The organism is Sphingobium sp. B11D3D, assembly GCF_025961755.1.
In the GTDB taxonomy this organism is placed as follows: Bacteria; Pseudomonadota; Alphaproteobacteria; order Sphingomonadales; family Sphingomonadaceae; genus Sphingobium.
On record NZ_JAOQOG010000001.1, the window covers coordinates 2,405,402 to 2,427,620 of the forward strand.

Here is a 22,219-nt window from a genome sequence, read left to right on the forward strand (position 1 = left end):
GCTCAGTCGGTCCCCTCCGGCCCGGTCGCGATCAGGCGCCGGACCTGTTCGGCCTGCCGCATCGGCATCGCCATCAGCGCGCGCACGGCCTCATTGGGCGGATCGGTCAGCAGCCGGTGCGGGGTATCGTCGGCAATGATCCGGCCGCCCTCCAGCATGACGATCCGGTCGGCGAGCAGCACGGCCTCGAAGACGTCATGGGTCACCAGCACGGTGGTGAGGCCCAGCGTCTCGTGCAGGCGGCGGCAGGCGCGGCCGAGCGTGTCGCGGGTGATCGGGTCGAGCGCCCCGAACGGCTCGTCCATCAGCAAGATGCCGGGCCTTGCCGCCAGCGCTCGCGCGATCCCGACCCGCTGCCGCTGACCGCCCGAGAGCGCATCCGGCATGCGCGCGCCATAATCCTCGGGCAGTTCGACCAGCGCCAGCAGCTCGCCTACGCGGCGGGCGATATCCTGCGCCGGCCAGCCGAGCAGGCGCGGCGTCAGGCCGATATTCTCGGCGACGCTCAGATGCGGAAACAGGCCGATGCCTTGAAACACATAGCCGATCTCCCGCCGCACTTCATAAGCGGGCCGGTCATTCACCGGCTCGCCGTGGATGCGGACGATACCGCGGTCCGGCTCGATCAGCCGGTTGATGCACTTGAGCAGCGTCGTCTTGCCCGAGCCGGAGGCGCCCACGAGCGCCACGAAGCTGCCCGCTGTAATGTGCAGATCGACATCATGGGTGGCGAAGGTCCGACCGCCATCGAAACTCTTGGCAACGCTCTCCAGCGCGATCGCATCGGCTTGGCTCATCGGGGCATGATGGCGGCGCCAGGCGACAATAGAAAGCGAACTTTCCCCGGCCCGCCGCAAATGCGGCGCGATGCCAGCATCCCACAAACGAAAACGGAGGCCCTTGGGCCTCCGCTCACATCATCCCGCGGGATGATCGCTCGCCATCGCCTGATGGCTTTGGGCGCGTCACCGCACCCATAAGGCTTATGCCTCTTCGCGAGTGTCGCGACGCTCGGCGATACGCGCACGCTTGCCGGTGCGGCCACGCAGATAATAGAGCTTGGCACGACGCACGACGCCCTTGCGGACGACCGTGACGCTGTCCACGTTCGGCGAGTAGAGCGGGAACACGCGCTCAACGCCCTCACCGAAGCTGATCTTGCGCACGGTGAAGTTGGAGCCCATGCCCTTGTTCGAACGCGCGATGCACACGCCCTCGAAGTTCTGGACGCGGGTGCGGTCGCCTTCGACGACCTTCACGCCCACGCGCAGCGTGTCGCCCGGACGGAAATCCGGAATATCCTTGGAGATGGCGGCAATGTTTTCCGCCTCAATGGTCTGCAGCAGGTTCATCTGTCCTGTCTTCCTTCGTCTGCGTCGCGCGCCAGAGGCAGGTCAGTCCCGAGCGTTCCTGTAACGCTCCCAGAGGTCCGGCCTGCGTAACCGTGTGTCATCCTCCGCCCGTTGTTTCCGCCAGGCGGCGATCTTCGCATGATCCCCCGATCGCAACACTTCAGGGATCATACGCCCTTCCCACTCCTGGGGTCGGGTATACTGCGGATATTCAAGGAGGCCGTTCTCAAACGACTCCTCGACACCGCTAGAAGCCGCGCCCATTACGCCGGGAAGCAGGCGAATGCAAGCATCCAGCAGCATGAAAGCGCCGATTTCTCCGCCCGAGAGGATGATGTCGCCCATCGACACCTGTTCGATCGGCCGCCCTTCGAACAGCCGCTCGTCAAAGCCCTCGAAGCGCCCGCATAGAATCGTGGCGCCCGGCCCCTCGGCCAGCGTGCGAACCCGCGCCTGCGTGATCGGCGTGCCGCGCGGCGTCATTGCCAGCACCGGCAGGTCAGCGCGCGCATCCAGCGCATGATCGACCGCCCGGGCCAGCACATCGGCGCGCAGCACCATGCCTGCCCCGCCGCCTGCCGGCGTATCGTCCACGCTCTTGTGCTTGTCCGTCGCGAAGTCGCGGATCTGGATGGGTGCGCAGGACCACGCCCCCTCCCCCAATGCCCGACCGGCAAGCGAAATGCCGAGCGGCCCGGGAAACATCTCCGGATACAAGGTGAGAATCTGTGCAGTGAAGGTCATGATTTAAAGGCGATCAGCGGGATTGCGGACGTGCGGGACGATCGGCGATGCACACCAAAAATTCGGCCTCCCCGCCGCCCAGAAGCGCCGAGAGGAGAGACTTGACCCGCAGGAGACGCTTCGCGACCGGCCAGCGCCTCGTGCGCAGCCCGCGCGTCCGCATGATCTCTTCCGAAGCGCCCACCATGAAATTGAACTGCCGCGAGCTGGGCTTGGCAAAAACCTTGGCGGACCGCAGGCCATTGCTGACCGCCAGCTTTCTCAGGGCGCGCCTGGTGAACAGATGCAGATGCCGGGGCGTTTCCAGCCCCCGCCAATGTTCCCCAAAATGGCGGTGCCCCAGCGCATCGACGTTCGGCGTGATCATCACTAGCCGCCCGCCTGGTGCGAGCAGTTCACCGCACCGCGCAATCGTGCGACCGGGCTCGGGGACATGCTCGATGACATTGTCGAGCAGGATGCCGTCGAACCTCTTCCCATCAAATCGCGGATCAAAAATATCGGTCGCGAAGACCTGTGCGCCGCGCACCTGCGACGCCACGGCTACCGCCTGTTCATCGAAGTCGATCCCGACGGCGCTCCAGCCCGCCTCGACAATCGACCGCAGGAACCCGCCGGACCCGCAGCCGACATCCAGCATGACGCCGGGCTTGCGGTGCCCGAAGTAATTGAGGCCCGACTGGTAATGATGCTTCCACCAGGGCAGCAGGCCCAGAAGCCGATAGCGCAAAGCCGGCGCATGCGAGGCGGCCCCCTCCGGCGCCACGATTACCGGTGCCTGGTCATGGGTATGGTAGGATTGATAGAGCGTCGCCAGGCTCTGCCGCGTGGGCATGGGGTCGATCCACCCAGAGCCGCAGTGCGGGTTGCGACAGATCCTCAGCCCCCAGCGTCCCGGCGCGCCGAACATCGGATCGCGCAGATCGCGATAGTGCTGAGTGCCCGATTCGCCGCACAACGGACAATCCGGCGCGGGCAGGCAGCCAATACCCTCATTGTCCAAAACAATCGCGTTCATGCGGCCCTGCGCTCTTGGAGGTGATCGATCGAGACCGATCCATGTGGGCAAGCAAGAGGCCCGTCCTCATTCGCCGAAGCGGAATGCCCTGTCAGTCTGCAAGGAAAAGACTGCTCAGGACAAGTCTTTCCTCGTTCCAGTCGAGCACCGCTTCCGGCTGCATGGGGACCATGAACCGTTTTCCGCCGGGCTTCTCGATTTCGATGACGTCACCGGCCCCGAAATTCTCGACAGCCACGACCGTCCCCACCGCTTCAGCCGATTCGGCAACGCATGGCAGGCCGATCAAATCGACATGATAATATTCGCCGGGTTCGAGCGGGGGCAGCGCTGAGCGCGGAACGGTGAGTTCCACGCCGCGCAAGGCTTCGGCGGCATTGCGGTCGGCAATTTCCGCAAAGCGCGCGACGGCGCCATTCGGGCCATCGCGCACCGTCTTGAGCGTGAGGGTGCGACCGCCCGCCTCGAAGCTCTGGTAGCGCTTCAAGCTCTCCGGCCCATCGCCGAAGAGCTTGAGACGCACTTCTCCCGTCACGCCATGCGCGCCGATGACAGCCGCGAGCGTGACGGGACGATCCACGGGCAAGATCAGCCTTCGGCCTGCTCTTCAGCGGCAGCCTCGGCAGCGGGTGCTTCCTCGGCGGGTGCTTCAGCAGCCGGCTCTTCAGCCGGAGCATTGGCGGCTTCTTCCGCAGCCTTGCGGGCTTCCTCGGCCTCGGCCAGCTTGGTGGCCTTGTCCTCGGCGCGGTCCTTGGCCTTCTGGCCCGGCTCTGCCTTGTTGGGGTTGTTGCGCGCAGCGCGCTCCTTGACGCCTGCGGCATCGAGGAAGCGGGCGACACGGTCGGTCGGCTGGGCGCCCACGCTCACCCAGTGCTTGGCGCGCTCGGTGTCGAGCACGACGCGCTTCTCGTCATCCTTGGCGAGCAGCGGGTTGTAGCTGCCGATGCGCTCGATGAAGCGGCCATCGCGCGGCGAGCGGCTGTCCGTCACCACGATCTTGTAATAGGGGCGCTTCTTGGAGCCACCGCGCGACAGGCGAATGCTGGTTGCCATCTGTAACTTACCTTACCTTTCTTCTGAACTCTGAACCTGAAATTCGTTACGTTACTTCTTGAGAAAATTCTGAAAACCCGGCGGAAGCTTGGGCATGTCCGGCATCCCCGGAAGTCCCTTGAGGGCGCTGAGATCGCCCTGCCCCGCTCCCGGCGCACCGCCGCCACCGCCGAGCCCGCCGCCGCTACCGCCGCCCGCAAACATCTTGGCCAGTCCCTTGAGACCGCCCATTTTCTTGATCTTCTTCATCGCGGTTTCCATCTCCTTGTGCATCTTGAGGAGACGGTTGACGTCCTGCACCTGAAGACCGGCGCCCTTGGCCACGCGGATCTTGCGCTTGGCGTTGAGCAATTCCGGCTTCTCCCGTTCCTTGAGCGTCATCGAGCCGATGAGCGCATCGAGGTGAACGAGTGTCTTGTCGTTGACGCCGGCATTGGTCATCTGCGCCTGCGCCTTTTTGAGGCCGGGGATCATGCCCGCGAGCATGCCGAGGCCGCCCATGCGCTGCATCTGGCTGAGCTGCGCGCGCAGATCGTTGAGATCGAACTTGCCGGCGGCCATGCGCTTGGCCAGCTTGTCGGCATCTTCCTGCTGGATCGTCTCCGCCGCGCGCTCGACCAAGCTGACGACATCGCCCATACCAAGGATGCGCTGCGCGACCCGCGCGGGATGGAAGGGCTCGATGGCATCGAGCTTTTCGCCGGTGCCCGCGAACTTGATCGGCTGGCCGGTGACGGCACGCATCGAGAGCGCCGCACCGCCGCGCGCATCGCCATCCATGCGGGTGAGGACGACGCCGGTCAGCGGCACCTGCTCGGTGAAGCTCTTGGCGACGTTGACCGCGTCCTGGCCGGTCAGGCTGTCGACGACCAGCAGGATTTCAGCCGGCGTCGCGACATCCGCGACCGCCTTCATCTCGTCCATCAACGCCTGATCGACATGCAGGCGCCCGGCCGTGTCCAGCATCAGAACGTCGAAGCCCTGCAGCTTCGCCGACTGGAGCGCGCGACGGGCAATATCCACCGGCTGCTGACCGGGCACGATGGGCAACGTCGCGACATCGGTCTGCGTGCCGAGGACGGCCAGCTGCTCCTGCGCCGCTGGGCGATTGACGTCAAGCGACGCCATGAGCACCTTTTTGCGCTCTTTTTCCTTGAGGCGCTTGGCGAGCTTGGCCGTGCTCGTCGTCTTGCCCGAGCCCTGCAGGCCGACCATCATGATCACGGCCGGCGGCGTCACGTCGATCAGCAACTCGCTGGTCTCGGCGCCCAATGTTTCGGTCAGCGTGTCGGAGACGATCTTGACGACCATCTGTCCCGGCGTAACCGAACGCAGAACGTCCGATCCCACCGCCCGCTCGGTCGCCTTATCGACGAACGCGCGCACGACCGGCAAGGCGACGTCGGCTTCCAGCAGGGCGATTCGGACCTCGCGCATGGCGGCGCGCACGTCCGCCTCGGTCAGCGCGCCGCGCCCCCGAAGCTTCTCGAACACCCCACCGAGCCGATCGCTCAGACTATCGAACATCACCACCTCATTGCGGCCGAAGCCGCTGAAAAACCAACCAAAACGCCGCAACGCACAAAGCGCCGGTGGGCGAAACCTCGCCGACCAGCGTCTATCCTTGGACAGTGAAAATCCAGGACTGTCAGGGCGCCCGGGCAGTTGGACAACCGCGCCGGAACAGCGGCTCCTTAACGAAATCCGCCGGTTAAGACAAGAAGGCAGGCATCCGGGCCTGTGCTGGACGCACGGAGAGGCCGAGTCAGAAAGGCTTTGGCAGGAATTTGCCGCTATCGCGCTTGCAGTTTGGAAATCCGCTCTTAGCTGCTATTCTGCGCGACAGAGCCAAGGAATGAGGGTGCAGTGGCAGCGGACGACGTGAATTCAGTTGCGGTAGAGAGCGAGCCTACCCCGGGCACACTTAGCCGTCGCCATCTCCTCATGGGCGGCGCCATGCTGGCCGTCAGCGGCCTTGCCGTCGCGCGCGAGCCGCAACAGCGCTATCGTGATCTGTCCGACAAGCAGTTCGAGGCCCTGTTCCCCAAGGCGTTCGGCGATTGGAAGACGCTCCCGGTCAGCGAGCTCGTGTTGCCGCCCGAGAGCGACCTTGCCAACAAGCTCTATCAACACATTCTCACGCGTACCTACGTCAATTCCAAGGGCGTGGGCGTGATGTTCCTGGCGGCTTACAACAGCAAGCAGTTGAACAACGTCCAGCTCCACCGCCCCGAAATCTGCTATTATGCTGGGGGCTTCGCGATCGAGCATAGCGAACCCATCAGTCTTCCGGTCGATGTCGCCGGCCATCAGACAGTCATTCCGGCTCGGTCGGTGACAGCAGTGCTCGGCTCGCGCAACGAGAACATCCTGTACTGGACGCGCATCGGTTCCGACTTCCCGCAAAGCTGGCTGATGCAGCGCATCGCGATGACCAAGGCCAATATCGCCGGCTATCTTGCCGACGGGTTGCTTGTCCGCATGTCGGTGATCGACAAGAATTACGATGAGTCCCTGCACAACATGCAGAGCTTCATCGCAGACATGCTCAAGCATTCGGGCGAACCGACCCGGGACATGGTCGTCGGCGACGCCTGATCCCGACGTCGCTAGAGCCGGCCTTCCAGCTCGGCGATCCCGGCGACCAGCCCGGCCGCGAAAAGCCCGTTGCGAAACTGTGGCAGCATTAGAATGTCTATGATCGCCTGGCAGTCATCGTCCGGAATGGCGGCGGCAAGGCCCTGCCCGACCGCGATGCGGACCAGCTGTTCTCTCGGCGCGAGCAGGATCACGATCCCCTCCGCCCCCGGCGCACCCACGGCCCAGCGATCCCCAACCTCGCTCGCATAGCGGGCAATGTCTTGCCCATCGAGGGACGGCACCGTGACGACGATGGCTTCCCGCCCCGTCGCGGCCTGCAGCGCGACCAGACGGCGCTCGATCTGGTGACGCTGATCGGGCGTGAACAGCGCCGCAGCGTCGGTCACCCAGCCATCGCGCGCAATCGGCAGGCTGGATGGAAGAACGACCCGGGCGGTCTCGGTCGGTTCACCGGCCGCAGCCGACTCCGCCATCAGCCCCGCCGCCACGCACAGGGCCGCGATGCCAAGGGCGGAAAGCCGGCGTGTCAGGATCACCCAAGCACTTTCGCGAAGGCGGCAACACCGGCGCGCGGCCCATCAGGGTGGTTCCACACCGCGCCACTCACCGCGAGAAAATCGGCGCCAGCCTCGACCAGCGGCGCTGCATTGTCGGCAGTGATGCCGCCGATGGCGACGCAGGGAATTTCAAAGATGGACGACCACCAGCCCAGCAGGTCCGGTTCCGCATGGTGGCTGACCTCCTTGGTGGTAGTGGGATAGAAGGCGCCGAAGGCGACATAATCAGCCCCAGCTTCCCCGGCTTCCATCGCCATATGACGACTGTCATGACAGGTCACGCCAATCTGGGCCGAGGGGCCGAGCACGCGCCGGGCCTCGCGAGGATCCCCGTCCCCCTGCCCCAGATGAACGCCATCGGCGCCGAGGCGCTGGGCCAGCGCGATGCTGTCATTGACGATGAAGGCGACATCCCGCTCCGCGCACAGGCGCTGGAGCGGTTCGGCCAGCCGCGCGACTTCTTCCTCGCTCACGCCCTTGAGGCGAAGCTGAAACGCGGCGACACTGCCACCGTCGAGCGCCCCGGCAAGGCGAGCGGCGAAATCCTCTCCGATCACCGGCGGGGAGATCAGGTAGAGCTGGCAGGGCGGAAGGCTGAGCGCCTGTGTGGTCTCGGTCATTCCGCCCCCATAAGCCCGGTGGCCGCGCGGTCAACCAGCCGCAGCGGAACCCGACAAGGCTGCCTCGATCGCAGCGACGAGGTCGCCATCGTCCGGCTTGGTATCCGGCGAGAAGCGCGCGAGCACCGTGCCATCACGCCCGACGAGGAATTTCTCGAAATTCCAGAGCAGTTCCGGCGGATCATTCGGCGTGCGATTGCCGCTGCTGAGCCGCTCACGAAATGCGCCATCGTTTCGCGCTTCCGGCTGTGCCTGCGTCAGCGCGGCGAAGAGCGGATGCTTGTCCGGCCCGGTGACGACCACCTTCTCGAACATAGGGAAGTCCACACCGAAATTGGTTGTGCAGAAGCTCTCGATCTCCTCATTGGAGCCCGGCTCCTGCCCCGCAAAATCGTTGGCGGGAAAGCCCAGCACGACCAGCCCATCGTCCTTATATTTGCGATAGAGCGCTTCCAGCCCCTCATATTGCGGGGTGAGGCCGCATTTGGACGCCACGTTGACGATCAGCATCACCTTGCCGGCGTAATCGCCCAGCGACGCATCATCGCCCTTGATGGTCTTGAGCGGAATTTCGTCCAATGCAGTCGTCGTCGCGGTCATGGTCATCCTCCAGATGAAAAAGGGCAGCTCGCCCAAGATAGGGAGCCGCCCTTCATCTGTCATCGGGTGGAGACCGCAGGCGGCGCAATTGGGCGCCGCCCCGTCGTGTCGCGTCAGGCCGCGACCTTGTCCGTCGAGGCTTCGTAGATCTCGTCGATCGCGCTGGCGAGCGAGGCGTTGAATTCCTCATCGCTCATCTGATGACGCAGATCTTCCAGCAGAGCGCGGCTGAAGCTGGCAATCATGCCGCGATTCTTCGCCAGTTCGGCGCACGCCTCGGGACGCTTGTAGCCGCCCGAGAGCGCCACGACGCGCAGCACCTTGGGATGATCGACCAGCGGACCGAACAGGCCGGCCTTCTCGGGAATCGACAGCTTGAGCATAACCTGCTGACCCTCGGGGAGCGCATCGAGCGCCTTGAGGATTTCCTCCAGCAGGATCTGATCGGCCTGCGCGCGCTCGGCGCTCTTGATGTTCACTTCCGGCTCGATGATCGGCATCAGACCCGCCGCCAGCACCTGCTGGCCAATCTCGAACTGCTGCTTGACGATGGCGGCAATCCCCTCGCGGTTGGCGAGATTGACGACCGAGCGCTCCTTGGTGCCGAACACGCCGAGGCTCTTGGCACGCTTGAGCAGCGCGTCCAGTTCCGGCATCGGCTTCATCATCTGCACGCCATTGGCCTCGTTTTCCAGGCCCTTGTCGATCTTGATGAACGGCACGACGCCGCGTTCGATAAGCGCGGCCGGCGTCGGCTTGCCGTCCACGGTGCCGTCCATGGTCTTCTCGAACAGGATGGCGCCCAGCACCTTCTCGCCGGTGAAGGCGGGCGAGGTGATGATGCGGCTACGCATCTGGTGGATCAGGCCGAACATCTCTTCATCGCCCGAATAGGCGTTTTCTTCGATGCCATAGCCCTTCAGCGCCTTGGGCGTGGAACCGCCGCTCTGGTCGAGCGCGGCAATGAAGCCCTGCCCCTTGGCAATCTTCTCGGTCATGTCGGAGTCCTGCATCATCCTGTCCTGTTTTTCGAAGTGGTGCCAAAATCGGCGGTGCTGTGTGGCACGCCTATGCCGCGCCTGCGCCGCATATTGCAAGCCGGTCAACCATCTTGACGGGCGCACTGCCCGGAACGAAAGATGGTTGGAAGGGGGGACGATCGATGCGCTCAAAATTCGCGGCCGTTGCCGCACTGATTGCGATCATCGGCATGAGCGTGGCCCGGCCAGCCCACGCTCAAAAGATCAAGGTGGGCGACCTAGCGCCAGCGTTCACGCTGATGCTGGCTGATGGAAGCTCGGTTTCGCTGGCCGATCTCAAAGGGCAAGTCGTCGTCCTCAATTTCTGGGCGACATGGTGCGGACCATGCATCAAGGAACTGCCGACGTTGGACGCCTTTCACGACATCCTGAAGGACAAGGGGCTGCGCGTTTTTGCCGTGGCGACAGAAGATTCCGTGCCGCTCCCCAAGCTCAAGAAAATGCTGGCCGGGATGACCATCCCGATGGTTCGACGGGTGAAAGGCCCCTATCGCCATCTGGGCGCGCTCCCCACAAACTTCGTGATCGGGCGCGACGGACGCGTTCGTTATGCCGCCACCGGCGCCTTCGACCTCGATCAACTCAACCGCGTAATCATTCCGCTGATGAACGAGCGGGCGCCAACGGCTCCCGCTCGCTCGCGTTGATCAACCGCGCGTAAGCGCCGCGACGCCCGGCAGTTCCTTGCCTTCCATCCACTCCAGGAAGGCGCCGCCTGCGGTCGAGACGAACGAGAAATCCGCAGCCACGCCGGCATGATTGAGGGCGGCGACCGTATCGCCGCCGCCGGCAACTGACACCAGCGAACTTTCCGCCGTCAGCGCCGCGGCGGTGCGGGCCAGCGCAACGGTGGCCGTGTCGAAGGGCGTCAGCTCGAACGCGCCGAGCGGGCCGTTCCACACCAGGGTCTTGCAGGTCTTGAGAACGTCCGCCAGCGCCTCGACAGCCGCCGGTCCCACGTCGAGGATCATTTCGCCATCGGCCAGCTCGTTCACGTTGCACACGCGGTAGCTGGCGGGATTGGCAGCGAATTCGGTCGCGACGGCGACGTCATAGGGCAGGTGCAGGGTGCAGCCCGCTGCTTCGGCCTTCTCGAAAATCTCATTGGCCGTAGCGACCAGATCATGCTCGCACAGCGACTTCTTCACGTCGACGCCGCGCGCCGCGAGGAAGGTGTTGGCCATGCCACCGCCGATGATCAGATGATCGACCTTGGCGACGAGGTTCTCGAGCACGGCAAGCTTGGTCGAAACCTTGGCGCCGCCCACGACCGCCGCAACCGGCTTTTCCGGCTGACCCAGCGCAGCCTCAAGCGCGTCCAGTTCCTTCTCCATCGAGCGGCCGGCAAAGGATGGCAGGCGATGCGCAAGGCCCTCGGTCGAGCAGTGCGCGCGATGGGCGGCGGAAAAGGCGTCGTTGACATACATGTCGCCAAGCGCGGCCATCGCATCGGCGAGCGCCGGATCGTTCTTTTCCTCGCCCGCATGGAAACGGGTGTTTTCCAATATGGCGATATCGCCGCCCCGCATCACCGCGATGCCGGCAGCCGCCGCTTCGCCCTGGCAGTCAGGAATGAACTGCACGTCGCGGCCCAGCACCTGGCTCAGCCCGCGCGTGACGAGGCTGAGCGAGAGATCGGGCGACTTCTGGCCTTTGGGGCGACCGAAATGCGCGAGGATCAGCACTTTCGCGCCCCGGTCCGCCAGTTCCAGCAGTGTCGGCACGGCGGCCCGCAGGCGCGTGTCGTCGCTCACCGACCCTTCCGACATCGGCACGTTCAGATCCTCACGGACCAGCACGGCCTTGCCGGCGATATCGCCCATGTCGTCCAGCGTCTTGAAGGGTTTGGCCACGTCGTCACTCTCCCATGCGTGAATCGGGCCGAGCGTGTGTGAACATGCCCGGCCCGAAGAAATGTCAGCGGTGTTCCGCAATCCTCAGATCAGGCCAGCAACAACCTTGCTGGTGTCGATCATGCGGTTCGAGAAGCCCCACTCATTATCGTACCAGCTCAGCACGCGCACGAGCTTGCCGTCGATGACCGCCGTCTCGAGGCTGTCAACGGTGGAGCTGCGCGGATCGCCATTATAGTCGATGGAGACCAGCGGCTCGTCCGAATAGCCGAGCACGCCCTTGAGCGGGCCGTTCTCGGATGCGGCCTTGAGGAGATTGTTGACCTCTTCCTTGGTCGTGTCGCGCTTGGCGATGAACTTGAGGTCGACGACCGAGACGTTCGGCGTCGGCACGCGCACCGACGAGCCGTCCAGCTTGCCCTTAAGCTCAGGCAGAACCTCGCCCACCGCACGGGCAGCGCCCGTCGTGGTCGGGATCATGGAGAGCGCAGCGGCACGGGCGCGACGCATGTCCTTGTGGATCTGATCCAGCGTGTTCTGGTCGTTGGTGTAGCTGTGGATCGTCGTCATGAAGCCGCTCTCGATGCCGACCGCATCGTTCAGCACCTTGGCGAGCGGCGCGAGGCAGTTGGTGGTGCAGCTCGCGTTCGAGATGACGATGTCGTCAGCGGTCAGCGCATCATGGTTCACGCCGAACACGATGGTCTTGTCGACGCCCGTGGCCGGTGCGGAAATGACGACGCGCTTGGCGCCCGCGGTCAGATGCGCGCTGGCCTTGGCCTTGTCCGCGAAGATGCCAGTGCATTCGAGCGCGATCACCACGCCGAGCTCGTCGTGCGGCAGATTGGCGGGGTCACGCTCCGCCGTCACCTTGATGCGCTTGCCGTCCACGACGAGGCTGTCGCCGTCGACCGAGACCTCGCCCTTCCAATTGCCATGCACGCTGTCCCGCTTGAACAGCAGCGCGTTCGACTTGGCATCGCCGAGGTCGTTGATCGCGACCAGCTCGAAATCATGATCGGTGCGCTCCAGCAGCGCGCGCGCGACGAGGCGCCCGATCCGTCCGAACCCGTTGATTGCTACCTTGATCGCCATGTCCTGCACTCCTTAGCTCAAAGTCAAACCAGCGCGGCGGAAACCCGTGCCGCGACACTCTGGGCGTTCAGCCCGAAATGATCGTAAATTTCCTGCGCCGGCGCCGAGAGGCCGAAGCTGTCGATACCGATATTGATGCCATCGGTTCCCGTAATCGTCGCCCAGCCGAAGGTGGTGCCGGCCTCGATCGAGACACGCAGCGCGCCCTGCGGCAGCACCGAAGCCCGGTAGCCCTCTTCCTGCGCCAGGAAGCGCGACATGCTGGGCATGGAGACGACATTGGTGGCGACCCCCTGCGCTTCCAGCAGCTTGGCTGCGTTCACGGCGATCTCCACTTCCGATCCCGTGGCGATCAGCACCACCTTGGGCGCGGTCCCGCTGGTCACGAGGGTGTAGGCCCCCTTGGCACAGAGATTTTCCGAAGCGTCGGTGCGCAATTGCGGCAGGTTCTGGCGGCTGAGCGCGAGCAAGGACGGCGTGGACTCCTGCTGCAACGCAAGCGCCCAGCACTCGGCTGTCTCGATGGTGTCGGCGGGACGGAAGACCTCCAGATTGGGGATCATCCGCAGCGACATCACATGCTCAATAGGCTGGTGGGTGGGGCCATCTTCGCCCAGGCCAATGCTGTCATGCGTCATGACATAGACCACGCGCAGCCGCTGCAAAGCGGACATGCGGATGGCATTGCGCGCATAATCGGAGAAGACGAGGAAGGTGCCGCCATAGGGAATCATGCCGCCATGGAGCGCGATGCCGTTCATCGCGGCCGACATGCCGAACTCGCGGATGCCGTAATAGACATAGCGACCGCTGTAATCGTCGCGGCTGAACGCGACCTTCTGATCCTTGGACTGGGTCAGGTTGGATCCGGTCAGGTCCGCCGAGCCGCCGAACATCTCGGGCAGCTGCACGTTGATGGCATCGAGAGCCATCTCGCTGGCCTTGCGCGTCGCGACCTTCTTGGGCTCGGCGATCAGGCCATCGAGATAGGACTGGATGGAGAAGCCGGCCGGCAGCTTGCCCGCCATGCGCCGCTCGAATTCATCCTTGTCAGAATAGCTTGCAAGGCGGCCCTGCCAATCGGCATGAGCCTTCTTGCCGCGCGTGCCGGTTTCTGCCCAGGCGGCCTTCACATCATCGGGCAGCTCGAACGGCGGCAGATCCCAGCCCAGCGCCTCGCGGGTCGCCGTGATTTCATCCTCACCCAGGGGCGATCCGTGCACCTTGTGCGAGCCGGCCTTGTTGGGCGCGCCCTGGCCGATGCGGGTACGACAGGCGATGAGTGAGGGCCGCGGATCGGCCATGGCCTCATCCATCGCCCGGCGGATATCGCCGAAATCATGGCCGTCGCAGGCCGTCACGTGCCAGCCTGTCGCGGCATAGCGCGCCAGCACATCCTCGCTAGAGGAGAGGCTGACAGCGCCGTCGATGGTGATCTTGTTATCGTCCCACAGCACATTCAGGCGCCCGAGGCCCAAATGACCGGCAAGACCAATTGCTTCGTGATTGATGCCTTCCATCAGGCAGCCGTCGCCCGCGATCACCCAGGTGCGGTGATCGACCAGCGGATCGCCGAAGGTCGCATTGAGATGCCGCTCGGCCATTGCCATGCCGACGGCCATGGCCAGGCCCTGACCCAGCGGACCGGTGGTGGCTTCAACGCCCGCCAGCTCGAAATTCTCGGGGTGGCCGGCGCAAGGGCTGCCCGTCTGACGGAAGTTGCGAATGTCCGCCATCGTCGGTCTGGTATAGCCGGACAGGTGCAGCAGCGCATAGATCAGCATGGAGCCATGGCCAGCCGAGAGCACGAAGCGGTCGCGGTCGTGCCAGCCCGGCGCTGCCGGATCGAACTTCAGATAATCCTTGAAGAGCACCGTCGCGACATCGGCCATGCCCATCGGCATGCCTGGGTGGCCGCTATTGGCGGCCTGCACGCCGTCCATGGAAAGGACGCGAATGGCGTCGGCGAGCCGCTTTTCGGTGACTGACATGGGCGAGCGCCCCTTCTTCTTTATCTGGCCCGCAGGCGTGTTGCTCCAGAGCGATCAAGGACCGAAGATGGTCGATGAACGGCCGCGCCGGCGCCGAGAGAACGGGCCATGAGTCGCCGCGCGGTCTCCATGTCGTCTAGCGGCCCGAGCGTCAACCTGCGGGGCGCCCCACAGCCTCAAAGGCACGGTGATTCTGGCGCCGTCACGCTCAATCCGCAGCTGCGCAACGAGTTTTTGCATTCGCTCGGGAGCGTGATAAGGGTTCGCGCATGGCAAGCAAGGCGATGATGCAGGCGATCGAGCGGCTGGAACGCGCCGTGACGCGCGCCGAGGGACTGGCGCGGGAACTGACCGAGGCGCGTGCGCAGGAAATCGAGGCGCAGCTCGCGGCCGGCAGCATCGAGGACGATGGCCCGCCGGTTGATATCGACCCCTTCTCGCGCGACAAGGCAATCGCAGCGCTGAAATCGCTCGATGCGCTCATTGGCGATCTTCAAAAGGCCAGGAGCGAAGCCTGAATCATGGCAGAAGTACGAATCATGGTCGGCGGGCGGCAATATGCGGTGCATTGCCGGGATGGCGAGGAAGCGCGTTTGCACGAGCTGGCCGCATTGATGTCCGAGCGGGTCCAGCAGGTCAGCAGCGGCAGTCCCGGGCTGACCGAGGTGCGACAACTGCTGTTCGCCGGCCTGCTACTGGCCGATTCCCTCACCGAAAAGGCCCCTGCCCCGGCAGCCGCGCCACCACCGCCCGCCGAGCCGGAGGACGAATCCGCGACTCTGGACGCGCTCGATGCGCTGGCCGAGCGGATCGAAGCCTTGGGCGACAGCCTTGCAGCCCAGCTGTCCAACGCCTAAGTAAGGCGGGACGGGTACTGCCCGGTGCGCGCATTAGCGAACATCCCTGAGGCGATAATCACATCCAAGGGGGCTGTCCCTGGCCGGACCCAGGTCCGAACTACATGGTCCCCACCTGACGTTGAGGCGTCAGAGGATTTTCCGGCAAACGGCCACGGCGGTCCCGTCACCCCGCCGGCATCTCGGACAGGACCCAAAGAATGACCGATACTGATCGCGCCAAGCTGCGCTCCTCTTTGCTCGCCCGGCGCTCCGCCTTTGTCGCCGGCCTGCCGCCTTCAGTGCGCACGCTGGCCTTCCGGGCTCTCCCTTCCCCCGTGCTTGCCCGCATGCCCCCCGGCTCGCGGGTCGCCATCTACCGGGCCATGGGCTCGGAAGCGCCCACCGAAGCGCTGATCGATTTCCTCCACGAGCGCGGCTTCAAGCTGTGCCTGCCCCGGCTCGGCAAGACCACCGCCGAGGACATGGAATTTGCCGACTGGTCGCCGGACGACATTCTGGTGCCGGGTCAGCTCCGCATCCCCCAGCCGGCCCCGCAGGCCGCCACCGTCACGCCGGACGTGGTGCTGACGCCGCTCGTCGGGTTCGATCCCGCGCTCAATCGTATCGGCCATGGCGCGGGCTATTATGACCGCGCTTTCGCCAAGCTGCCCAACGCGCTGCGAATCGGAATGGCGTGGAGCTGCCAGATGGTCGATGCGTTGCCCATCCAGCCCTGGGACGTGCCCCTGCACATGCTATTCACCGAGCAGAGCGTCATCGAGGGAGAGGCCGCGTGAACGACGCGCCGCAACCGAGCTGGCGCAAGCCGGCGGGCATGTTCGCCATCCTCGGCATCATCGCCGTCTGGGCTGCCATCATCGGCTCCTTCTCGGAGCAGATCGCGCGCTGGCCCGGCGCCCTTCAACTCGTCTTCTATGTGATCGTGGGGATCATCTGGATCTTCCCGACCCGACCCATCCTGGTGTGGATGGAGACAGGCCGCTGGCGCGCCTGAGCGCCAGTTCCAAATCCATTTTATAGAGGCTTGTCCCGCTCCGTTCAGGAGGGGGAAGCCAGCGCGATGCCATTCTCTTCATTGAAGAAAATGGCGCGAGTGACGGGGCTCGAACCCGCGACCTCCGGCGTGACAGGCCGGCACTCTAACCAACTGAGCTACACCCGCGCTTGGCTGAGGAGGGCGCAGGTATAAGAGGGCGCCGGCCCTGTCAACACGCTTCGCGCGATCAATTGCGATATTCTTCCTGCGGGTCCGATGGCACGCTGGTGAGCGTTCCGGACTCGAACAGGAAACCGGCGATATCCGGCTTACCGGCTGCCGCCAGCACCGTCTGGATGATGATCAACAGCGGCACCGCCAGCAGCGCGCCTGCCGTGCCCCACACCCACGTCCAGAAGCTCAGCGAGACGAGAATCATCAGCGGACTGAGCTTCAGGCGCTCGCCGAGCACCAGCGGCGTCACGACATTCGCCTCGATAAGATGCAGCCCGGTCATGATGATCGCTGGCATCAGCGCCCAGCCGACCGTGGAAAAGGTCATCAGCCCGCCCATCGCCAGCAGGATCGCCGCCACGAAGGGGCCGAAATAGGGAATGAAGTTGAGCAGCGCGACGAATCCGCCCCACATGAACGGCGTGGGCATCCCGAACAGGCTGAGCGCGATGGCGACGGTGAATCCGAGCAGCACGTTGATGAGCGCGATGGTGAGCACGTAGCGCGAGGTGGCATCGACGACGTTCTGGATCACCCGTGCGATGGTCAGCGCGCCCGAGAAGCTGCCCCGCCCCTGAATCGTCCGCCGGCGCATGCGCGTCCAGCCCGAGAGGAAGAAGAAGATCACCAGCAGCCCGAACACGACATTGATGACCACGCTCGGCGCGGCGGTGGTCAGCATGTCCAGTAGCGAGCCGGGGCGCGGCACCTCGCCGGGCACCGTCGGCGCCCTGCGGGTTTCCGTGACCAGCTTGAGCAGGCCGTCAATGAAACCCTGCGCCTCGGTATAGAGGCGGATGACCGGCTCCAGCGTCGTCTTGATCTGGCCGATCCGCTCGGGAAGCTGCGCGATCCAGTCGACCGCCGGCACCACGATGAGCACCAGCGCGGCATTCACAGCGAACAGGAAGGACACGAGCGCGATCAGCGCGGCCAGCGGCGACGGGATGCGCCGCCGCTCCAGCCACTCGAGGAAGGGCACGAGGCAGATCGCGATCACCAGCGCGACCGTGAGGGGAAGAAAGAAAGCACCACCAGCCCGAAGCACGAACGGCAGGGCCAGCAACACGCCCAGCCCCGCGAACAACGCGATCGAGGCAACGAGCCGGTTGCGCTCCCAGGTACTGCGGTCAAAGCGCTCGGCCGAGGGCTGATCGCCCGCGCCTTGCTCTGCAGGCAGATTTTGCTCGTCCAGCGGCACCGAGAAGCCCCTTAAACCGCGACCGGGGCAGCGATGCCACGTTGCGGCGCATAGTCCTCGACGACGAAGTCCTCGATACGATGCGCGAAGATCGTATCCGGTCTGCGCAGGATTTTCAGCTTGGGCGAGCCGGACGGCGTCCGGGAAAGCTGCTCTTCGACCAGATCGGCGTGATTGAGATAGAGATGGACGTCCCCGCCCTGCCAGACGATCTCGCCGGCCTCCAGATCGCACTGCAGCGCCAACATCCGCGTCAGCAGCGCCAGCCCGAAGATGTTGAAGGAAAAGCCGAGCCCCAGGTCGCAACTGCGCTGGAACAAAAGGCCGTTGAGCCGCCCGTTCGAGACATGGAACTGATAGGTCATATGGCAGGGGGGCAGGGCCATCCCCTCCAGCTCGTCGACATTCCAGCCAGTGAAGAGCAGCCTGCGCGAGCCGGGATTGTTGCGAATGGCATCGACAAGCGTCGCGATCTGGTTATGCCCGGTCGCCGCGCGGCGATAAAGCCCCTCCCCGGCCTCCGGCGCCAGCTCATAATGCGGCCAGTTGACCCACTGCCGGCCGTAGACGGGGCCAAGATCGCCCCACGCCTGCGCGAAGGCATCATCGGCCAGAATGCGCGCCTCGAACTCCTCCATGGAGATCATGTCGCCGGTTTCGCGACGGTAGCGATCCAGCGGCCAATCGGTCCAGATATGGACCCCCTGCGCCACCAGAGAACGGATGCTGGTGTCCCCGGAGAGGAACCACAGCATCTCCCGCGCGGCGACCTTCCAGTAGACGCGCTTGGTCGTCAGCAGAGGCACGGCGTCATCGGCGAGCGAGAATCGCATGGTCGCCCCGAAAATCGACCGCGTGCCCACGCCGGTGCGGTCCACCCGTTCATCGCCCGCATTCCAAATATGCCGCATCAGATCGAGATATTGCTGCTCATAATGCGGCGAAGCGCTCGTTGGCGGGGCAGACTCGGCGAGGGAGGCAGATGAAAGCATGGATCGAGCTTAACCGCGCCGCCGCGCGAGCGCCAGCACATGCCATCTGCCGCCCTGATAAGCGCGACCAAACGATCCCGCAGCCAAGGGTTACCGCACTGTTTGACGATTTCTCGATGCAGCGCTTGCCAGCACGCAAACCCCTGACTATAGGGCAGCGCCTGTCTTGCCGGCGCTTCAAGCGTCGGCCCGGTCGGGGAGTAGCTCAGCCTGGTAGAGCACTGTCTTCGGGAGGCAGGGGCCGGAGGTTCGAATCCTCTCTCCCCGACCAAATTCTCAACCGATTAGCGACGGAAATCTGCCATTTTCGGAGGAGATGACCGCCAAGATCGACAGGGGTTGGAGGTTTAGTTTGAACCTCACTCATGTTTTCTGGGTCGGCGTTGGACGGAATTGGCCGCTTTCTTGAGGTGTCCGGGTGAGTAGCGAGCATAATGTTTTTGCGTTGTGCGGTCGTCGTCATGCCCCATGAACTGCGCAAGTTCAGCCATCGACGTTCCAGCTTCGGCGGCCCACACTGCTCCGGTATGGCGTAGCATGTAGGGGGTCACCCGAAAGCCGCAGCGCAAGCTTGCGGCTTGAAAGGCCTTCTTGATATTGTCGATCCGTCGGCCACCCCGCTCGATTACATATTGAGTCTGGCGCGCCGCAAAGGCGTTGAGCAGCACCTCAAAGAGAGCATCGTTGATCGCGACTATCGGACGGAACTTGACCGTCTGCCGGCGACCAGGAGGATTGAGATCGATCTGTCGTAGATCAAAGTCGACCTGATCCCAGGTAAGGTCCAACAGCGCTGTAGGTCGAGCCATCGTATACAGCCCCAGCAAGACATATAACCGCGCATGCGGCGCTCGCACCACCTCGAAGAACGCCTCGAACTGGGAGTGGGTGAGATGCCGGATTTGCCGCTCTGGCTTAGGCGGCAGCCACACCTTGGGCTTTTCGGTATAGCTGGCCTTTCCTTTGGCCCATTCCAAAGCGGTCGACAGCAATTGCAGTTCATAACGAGAGGTGGCATCGCTCACAGCGCGCGCTTTGTGATAGCCCTCGCACATCGTGTCATCAATGCGGCTTGGATCGACATTATCCCAATATGATCTCATGGCCTTCCACGCATCTCGGCGACGCTGAAGTGAAGGGGGAGCTGTCTCCGCCAACTTGTCAATGTAGCCGGTGACAATTCGCCCTACCGTCCATGGGGCGGTATCGGCTTCCTGCCAGAGCTGGCGCGCTTCTGCCTCCGCGCTTGACCGATCCGTTGAATACAGCCGGCGGCGATGGCGCTGCTTACCCTCGTACCAGACCATGGCGAAGGCACCGCGAAAGCTTTGCACGGTATATGGCATCAACGACATTCGAATCTCGCCACTTCAACTGCGGGAACACGAATGAGGTCGCCGACGCGGAAGTGCCTCAGCGCGCCAGTCCGGATGAGGTTGCGGACAGCCCCCTCAGAGCAATCCCAGCGCTCAGCTAGCGCGCGGACCGTGAAAGGGGGCTTAGCTGCTGGTGATGGCTCAGCCCCGGCCTCGGCGACAGCCGCTATGCGTGGCGCCAGCGCGCGATCGAACGTCGTTCCACTATCGGGTAAGACGACCTCGAACACCTCAGCTCGCCGTATCTCGTCCTGCCTATTATGTCGGACATGCGAGACCGCTGGATCGGTTCTCGGCCGCCCTTTGCGGCAAAGTAAGTTGTCGTGAAGACTCAATTTTTCCTCCTGGGAGTGCCTATGCGACACCCCAGGAAGTCAATTTTTAACTCGGTTGAACGAGATGCTGCTTCGGCAGCTCCACCTTATCTCCGAGGCTCCCATGTTCTAACGAGGAGCCATCTTGCTTGTCGACCGCAGCGCTACGGCTCTCAAATTCGCTTGTCGCGAGAGTTGACACTTTACTGAAGCGCGACCGTGCAATCTGCAGGTCGATTACAACGAAACCCTGTTTGCTGGTCCCCAGTGCTCCGAATGCGCATAATTGGGAGAGACACCAAGCTAAACTGAAATCTGATGCCGAATATTTACCTTCGTGTTCTGGCGAAACATGTTCCAGCGCATCGTTTAAATTCCGGTGGTGATCGAACTGATCTCTGAGATTCTGGCGGGTGAATTTCGAGCCTGGAATACCGTTATTGGTTACGCGCGCCACGAGATCGATCACGGCGAGCCAAGTTTGGTTCACGTCCGTGGGTGGCAGCCTTTCGGAACGGTCATTCTCACTCTTTGGCTTCACGATCCGCTCGAATATGCTTGGAAACTGATCAGTCACGTCTTTGAATGCGCCGTTGTCTTTCAAGCGGATCAGCGCGCGTGGCCTGAGATCGGCACCGACTGAATTGGCCTTTGCCGTCGAGAGGAACAAGACATCTCGCATTTCCAGATGTGGGTACCGAACGAGCACCTGTTCGACATTGTCGTTTGAGGTTGCGCAACGAAGTTCGATGACCGTGCGCGGCGTTGTCGACCACATCGCGGAACCACGCAGGCGTTCAACAGCTGGCTCGTCGACCTTCTTCCCAGCGTCCTTAGGCGTGTGCCCAATGATCGCCCAGAACATTTCTTGACGACGAGACATTCGGTTCAGGTGAAACAGAAAGTTCGTCGTCGCTTCGGATTGCGACATCTCGAACCCGGCCATTGAAACGGCCGAGTCTAGAATGACGCCCACGAAACGATCTTGGGGACGGCTCGCAGCATCCGCTTCTGCGTTCGCGTCATCCAAAAACTTTTCGATATGAACAAGTGAACTGGTCGGCTGCCAATCGCCGTCGGCACCACGCTCGAACATTGAAGGATTAAGCTCTGAAAATTCACTGCGGCTCATTGATAGAAATGGCATCACGTGAATTCGAGCGCAAACTTCCTCAACTTGCTCGCCACTCCAACCATTTTCCTCACCCATTTGCCAAGCGATGCCGCCGATGCGCTTGAACAGATGTTCGCGCAGGTCTTCGGCGGATAGCACCAGTATTTTTCCGGTAGCTCGCACTTCCGCTCCGAGCCAGTCTTTAGTCTCGGCTATGCCTTGGGCCGCAATGTGGGCTCCAAGCCAGAGCAACAGCTGCGTTTTGCCTGTGCTTCCTGTACCAAAAAGAACTGTGGCGCCTGTCGCTGGAAGCAATCCTTCGACTGCCCAGTCCATTGCAAATGGGTTTCTGGCAGCATCCCGGGCACTGTACTCACCCCGCCTAGCTAAAACGGTCCAGTTCTCATCGCTCATTCTGATTTCCTCCTAAGGGTCATGACCGACTAGGGAGCTTGAGTTAACCGAATGCTAGCCCTGCTATTTTTCCTCATTTCCAGAAATTTTAACCCTTTATAAACGCATCCCTCTCAATAAGTCGGCTTGGGGGTAAGGGGGTAGAGCAAGAGAGAGGGTGCTGTGCTCCCCAGCTCTTGCTCTACCCCCTCCACCCCATTTGTTGCATCGCCTG

24 protein-coding genes and 2 tRNA genes are annotated in these 22,219 nt (G+C 63.3%); 7 read left to right on the top strand and 19 right to left on the bottom strand.

All coding sequences use genetic code 11. From position 1 onward, the window contains the following. Positions 1-2: 2 nt before the first annotated feature. The 7 genes from M2334_RS11310 to ffh form a co-directional block, all read right to left on the bottom strand. A complete protein-coding gene (locus M2334_RS11310; protein WP_264586882.1) occupies positions 3-797 on the bottom strand; it encodes an ATP-binding cassette domain-containing protein in 795 nt (264 codons plus the stop codon). Between the two features lie 186 nt (positions 798-983). Next, on the bottom strand, positions 984-1,352 hold the full coding sequence (gene rplS, locus M2334_RS11315) for a 50S ribosomal protein L19 (RefSeq protein WP_181559181.1): 369 nt from the start codon (positions 1,350-1,352) through the stop codon (positions 984-986). A 42-nt stretch (positions 1,353-1,394) separates the two neighbouring features. Beyond that, positions 1,395-2,096, bottom strand: coding sequence for a tRNA (guanosine(37)-N1)-methyltransferase TrmD (trmD, locus tag M2334_RS11320; protein WP_264605450.1), 702 nt, complete (start codon positions 2,094-2,096; stop codon positions 1,395-1,397). 13 nt (positions 2,097-2,109) lie between these two features. Then, a complete protein-coding gene (locus tag M2334_RS11325) occupies positions 2,110-3,006 on the bottom strand; it encodes a class I SAM-dependent methyltransferase (RefSeq protein ID WP_264594827.1) in 897 nt (298 codons plus the stop codon). A 199-nt stretch (positions 3,007-3,205) separates the two neighbouring features. Further along, positions 3,206-3,700 (bottom strand): ribosome maturation factor RimM, encoded by a 495-nt coding sequence (gene rimM, locus M2334_RS11330; RefSeq protein WP_264594828.1) that lies wholly within the window; start codon positions 3,698-3,700, stop codon positions 3,206-3,208. A 2-nt stretch (positions 3,701-3,702) separates the two neighbouring features. Then, a complete protein-coding gene (rpsP, locus tag M2334_RS11335) occupies positions 3,703-4,167 on the bottom strand; it encodes a 30S ribosomal protein S16 (RefSeq protein WP_264574806.1) in 465 nt (154 codons plus the stop codon). A 51-nt stretch (positions 4,168-4,218) separates the two neighbouring features. Then, complete coding sequence (gene ffh, locus M2334_RS11340; protein WP_264605451.1) at positions 4,219-5,694, bottom strand: signal recognition particle protein; 1,476 nt, start codon at positions 5,692-5,694, stop codon at positions 4,219-4,221. A gap of 339 nt (positions 5,695-6,033) precedes the next feature. Here ffh and epsI point away from each other — a divergent pair, with 339 nt between their 5' ends. After that, positions 6,034-6,765, top strand: coding sequence for an exosortase-associated protein EpsI, V-type (epsI, locus tag M2334_RS11345; RefSeq protein WP_264605452.1), 732 nt, complete (start codon positions 6,034-6,036; stop codon positions 6,763-6,765). 11 nt (positions 6,766-6,776) lie between these two features. Here the strand turns inward: epsI and M2334_RS11350 are convergent, their stop codons facing one another. The 4 genes from M2334_RS11350 to M2334_RS11365 form a co-directional block, all read right to left on the bottom strand. Further along, positions 6,777-7,304, bottom strand: a complete 528-nt coding sequence (locus M2334_RS11350) for a TPM domain-containing protein (protein ID WP_264605453.1) — start codon at positions 7,302-7,304, stop codon at positions 6,777-6,779. Then, positions 7,301-7,945 carry a thiamine phosphate synthase gene (gene thiE / locus M2334_RS11355; protein ID WP_264605454.1) on the bottom strand — a complete coding sequence of 215 codons (645 nt, stop codon included), beginning with the start codon at positions 7,943-7,945 and terminating at the stop codon, positions 7,301-7,303. Before thiE ends, M2334_RS11350 begins: the two co-directional genes overlap by 4 nt. Positions 7,946-7,975: 30 nt before the next feature. After that, entirely contained in the window at positions 7,976-8,545 is a 570-nt protein-coding gene (locus tag M2334_RS11360; RefSeq protein WP_264569849.1) for a glutathione peroxidase, read from the bottom strand. A gap of 113 nt (positions 8,546-8,658) precedes the next feature. Continuing rightward, entirely contained in the window at positions 8,659-9,558 is a 900-nt protein-coding gene (locus M2334_RS11365; RefSeq protein WP_264594831.1) for a fructose bisphosphate aldolase, read from the bottom strand. Positions 9,559-9,707: 149 nt separating this feature from the next. Between M2334_RS11365 and M2334_RS11370 the strand changes: the two genes are divergently transcribed. Next, on the top strand, positions 9,708-10,232 hold the full coding sequence (locus M2334_RS11370) for a TlpA family protein disulfide reductase (protein ID WP_181559171.1): 525 nt from the start codon (positions 9,708-9,710) through the stop codon (positions 10,230-10,232). On the opposite strand, the gene M2334_RS11375 is transcribed toward M2334_RS11370, so the two are convergent. From M2334_RS11375 to tkt, 3 genes are all read right to left on the bottom strand, one after another. Then, positions 10,233-11,438 carry a phosphoglycerate kinase gene (locus tag M2334_RS11375; protein WP_264605455.1) on the bottom strand — a complete coding sequence of 402 codons (1,206 nt, stop codon included), beginning with the start codon at positions 11,436-11,438 and terminating at the stop codon, positions 10,233-10,235. An 84-nt stretch (positions 11,439-11,522) separates the two neighbouring features. Next, positions 11,523-12,533 carry a type I glyceraldehyde-3-phosphate dehydrogenase gene (gap, locus tag M2334_RS11380; RefSeq protein ID WP_264594832.1) on the bottom strand — a complete coding sequence of 337 codons (1,011 nt, stop codon included), beginning with the start codon at positions 12,531-12,533 and terminating at the stop codon, positions 11,523-11,525. 23 nt (positions 12,534-12,556) lie between these two features. Further along, entirely contained in the window at positions 12,557-14,524 is a 1,968-nt protein-coding gene (tkt, locus tag M2334_RS11385) for a transketolase (RefSeq protein WP_264605456.1), read from the bottom strand. Positions 14,525-14,793: 269 nt separating this feature from the next. Between tkt and M2334_RS11390 the strand changes: the two genes are divergently transcribed. The 4 genes from M2334_RS11390 to M2334_RS11405 all read left to right on the top strand — a co-directional run bounded on the left by M2334_RS11390 (position 14,794) and on the right by M2334_RS11405 (position 16,378). Continuing rightward, a complete protein-coding gene (locus M2334_RS11390) occupies positions 14,794-15,042 on the top strand; it encodes a hypothetical protein (protein WP_181559167.1) in 249 nt (82 codons plus the stop codon). Positions 15,043-15,045: 3 nt separating this feature from the next. Further along, positions 15,046-15,381, top strand: coding sequence for a cell division protein ZapA (locus M2334_RS11395; protein WP_264594834.1), 336 nt, complete (start codon positions 15,046-15,048; stop codon positions 15,379-15,381). 200 nt (positions 15,382-15,581) lie between these two features. Continuing rightward, the gene (locus tag M2334_RS11400; protein WP_264605457.1) at positions 15,582-16,160 is read left to right on the top strand and encodes a 5-formyltetrahydrofolate cyclo-ligase; all 579 of its coding nucleotides are present in this window, start codon (positions 15,582-15,584) and stop codon (positions 16,158-16,160) included. After that, positions 16,157-16,378, top strand: a complete 222-nt coding sequence (locus M2334_RS11405) for a DUF2842 domain-containing protein (RefSeq protein ID WP_264569843.1) — start codon at positions 16,157-16,159, stop codon at positions 16,376-16,378. Before M2334_RS11400 ends, M2334_RS11405 begins: the two co-directional genes overlap by 4 nt. A gap of 91 nt (positions 16,379-16,469) precedes the next feature. Here the strand turns inward: M2334_RS11405 and M2334_RS11410 are convergent. The 3 genes from M2334_RS11410 to thyA form a co-directional block, all read right to left on the bottom strand. Beyond that, positions 16,470-16,546, bottom strand: a tRNA-Asp gene (locus M2334_RS11410). Positions 16,547-16,607: 61 nt separating this feature from the next. Further along, entirely contained in the window at positions 16,608-17,795 is a 1,188-nt protein-coding gene (locus tag M2334_RS11415; protein WP_413714790.1) for an AI-2E family transporter, read from the bottom strand. An 11-nt stretch (positions 17,796-17,806) separates the two neighbouring features. Continuing rightward, complete coding sequence (gene thyA, locus M2334_RS11420; RefSeq protein ID WP_264594835.1) at positions 17,807-18,787, bottom strand: thymidylate synthase; 981 nt, start codon at positions 18,785-18,787, stop codon at positions 17,807-17,809. Positions 18,788-18,981: 194 nt separating this feature from the next. On the opposite strand from thyA, the gene M2334_RS11425 reads away from it, so the two are divergent. Further along, positions 18,982-19,058 (top strand) — tRNA-Pro (locus M2334_RS11425). 88 nt (positions 19,059-19,146) lie between these two features. On the opposite strand, the gene M2334_RS11430 is transcribed toward M2334_RS11425, so the two are convergent. Next, positions 19,147-20,142, bottom strand: coding sequence for a tyrosine-type recombinase/integrase (locus M2334_RS11430; RefSeq protein WP_264605458.1), 996 nt, complete (start codon positions 20,140-20,142; stop codon positions 19,147-19,149). 402 nt (positions 20,143-20,544) lie between these two features. Further along, a complete protein-coding gene (locus M2334_RS11435) occupies positions 20,545-22,005 on the bottom strand; it encodes an AAA family ATPase (RefSeq protein WP_264605459.1) in 1,461 nt (486 codons plus the stop codon). Positions 22,006-22,219 lie beyond the last annotated feature (214 nt).

Bases quoted from the DNA above. Each gene is read 5' to 3' on its own strand.
- M2334_RS11310 (WP_264586882.1), bottom strand. From the start codon at position 797: ATGAGCCAAGCCGATGCGATCGCGCTGGAGAGCGTTGCCAAGAGTTTC.
- rplS (WP_181559181.1), bottom strand. From the start codon at position 1,352: ATGAACCTGCTGCAGACCATTGAGGCGGAAAACATTGCCGCCATCTCC.
- trmD (WP_264605450.1), bottom strand. From the start codon at position 2,096: ATGACCTTCACTGCACAGATTCTCACCTTGTATCCGGAGATGTTTCCC.
- M2334_RS11325 (WP_264594827.1), bottom strand. From the start codon at position 3,006: ATGTTCGGCGCGCCGGGACGCTGGGGGCTGAGGATCTGTCGCAACCCG.
- rpsP (WP_264574806.1), bottom strand. From the start codon at position 4,167: ATGGCAACCAGCATTCGCCTGTCGCGCGGTGGCTCCAAGAAGCGCCCC.
- ffh (WP_264605451.1), bottom strand. From the start codon at position 5,694: ATGTTCGATAGTCTGAGCGATCGGCTCGGTGGGGTGTTCGAGAAGCTT.
- thiE (WP_264605454.1), bottom strand. From the start codon at position 7,945: ATGACCGAGACCACACAGGCGCTCAGCCTTCCGCCCTGCCAGCTCTAC.
- M2334_RS11360 (WP_264569849.1), bottom strand. From the start codon at position 8,545: ATGACCGCGACGACGACTGCATTGGACGAAATTCCGCTCAAGACCATC.
- M2334_RS11365 (WP_264594831.1), bottom strand. From the start codon at position 9,558: ATGCAGGACTCCGACATGACCGAGAAGATTGCCAAGGGGCAGGGCTTC.
- M2334_RS11370 (WP_181559171.1), top strand. From the start codon at position 9,708: ATGCGCTCAAAATTCGCGGCCGTTGCCGCACTGATTGCGATCATCGGC.
- gap (WP_264594832.1), bottom strand. From the start codon at position 12,533: ATGGCGATCAAGGTAGCAATCAACGGGTTCGGACGGATCGGGCGCCTC.
- tkt (WP_264605456.1), bottom strand. From the start codon at position 14,524: ATGTCAGTCACCGAAAAGCGGCTCGCCGACGCCATTCGCGTCCTTTCC.
- M2334_RS11390 (WP_181559167.1), top strand. From the start codon at position 14,794: ATGGCAAGCAAGGCGATGATGCAGGCGATCGAGCGGCTGGAACGCGCC.
- M2334_RS11395 (WP_264594834.1), top strand. From the start codon at position 15,046: ATGGCAGAAGTACGAATCATGGTCGGCGGGCGGCAATATGCGGTGCAT.
- M2334_RS11400 (WP_264605457.1), top strand. From the start codon at position 15,582: ATGACCGATACTGATCGCGCCAAGCTGCGCTCCTCTTTGCTCGCCCGG.
- thyA (WP_264594835.1), bottom strand. From the start codon at position 18,787: ATGCTTTCATCTGCCTCCCTCGCCGAGTCTGCCCCGCCAACGAGCGCT.
- M2334_RS11430 (WP_264605458.1), bottom strand. From the start codon at position 20,142: ATGTCGTTGATGCCATATACCGTGCAAAGCTTTCGCGGTGCCTTCGCC.
- M2334_RS11435 (WP_264605459.1), bottom strand. From the start codon at position 22,005: ATGAGCGATGAGAACTGGACCGTTTTAGCTAGGCGGGGTGAGTACAGT.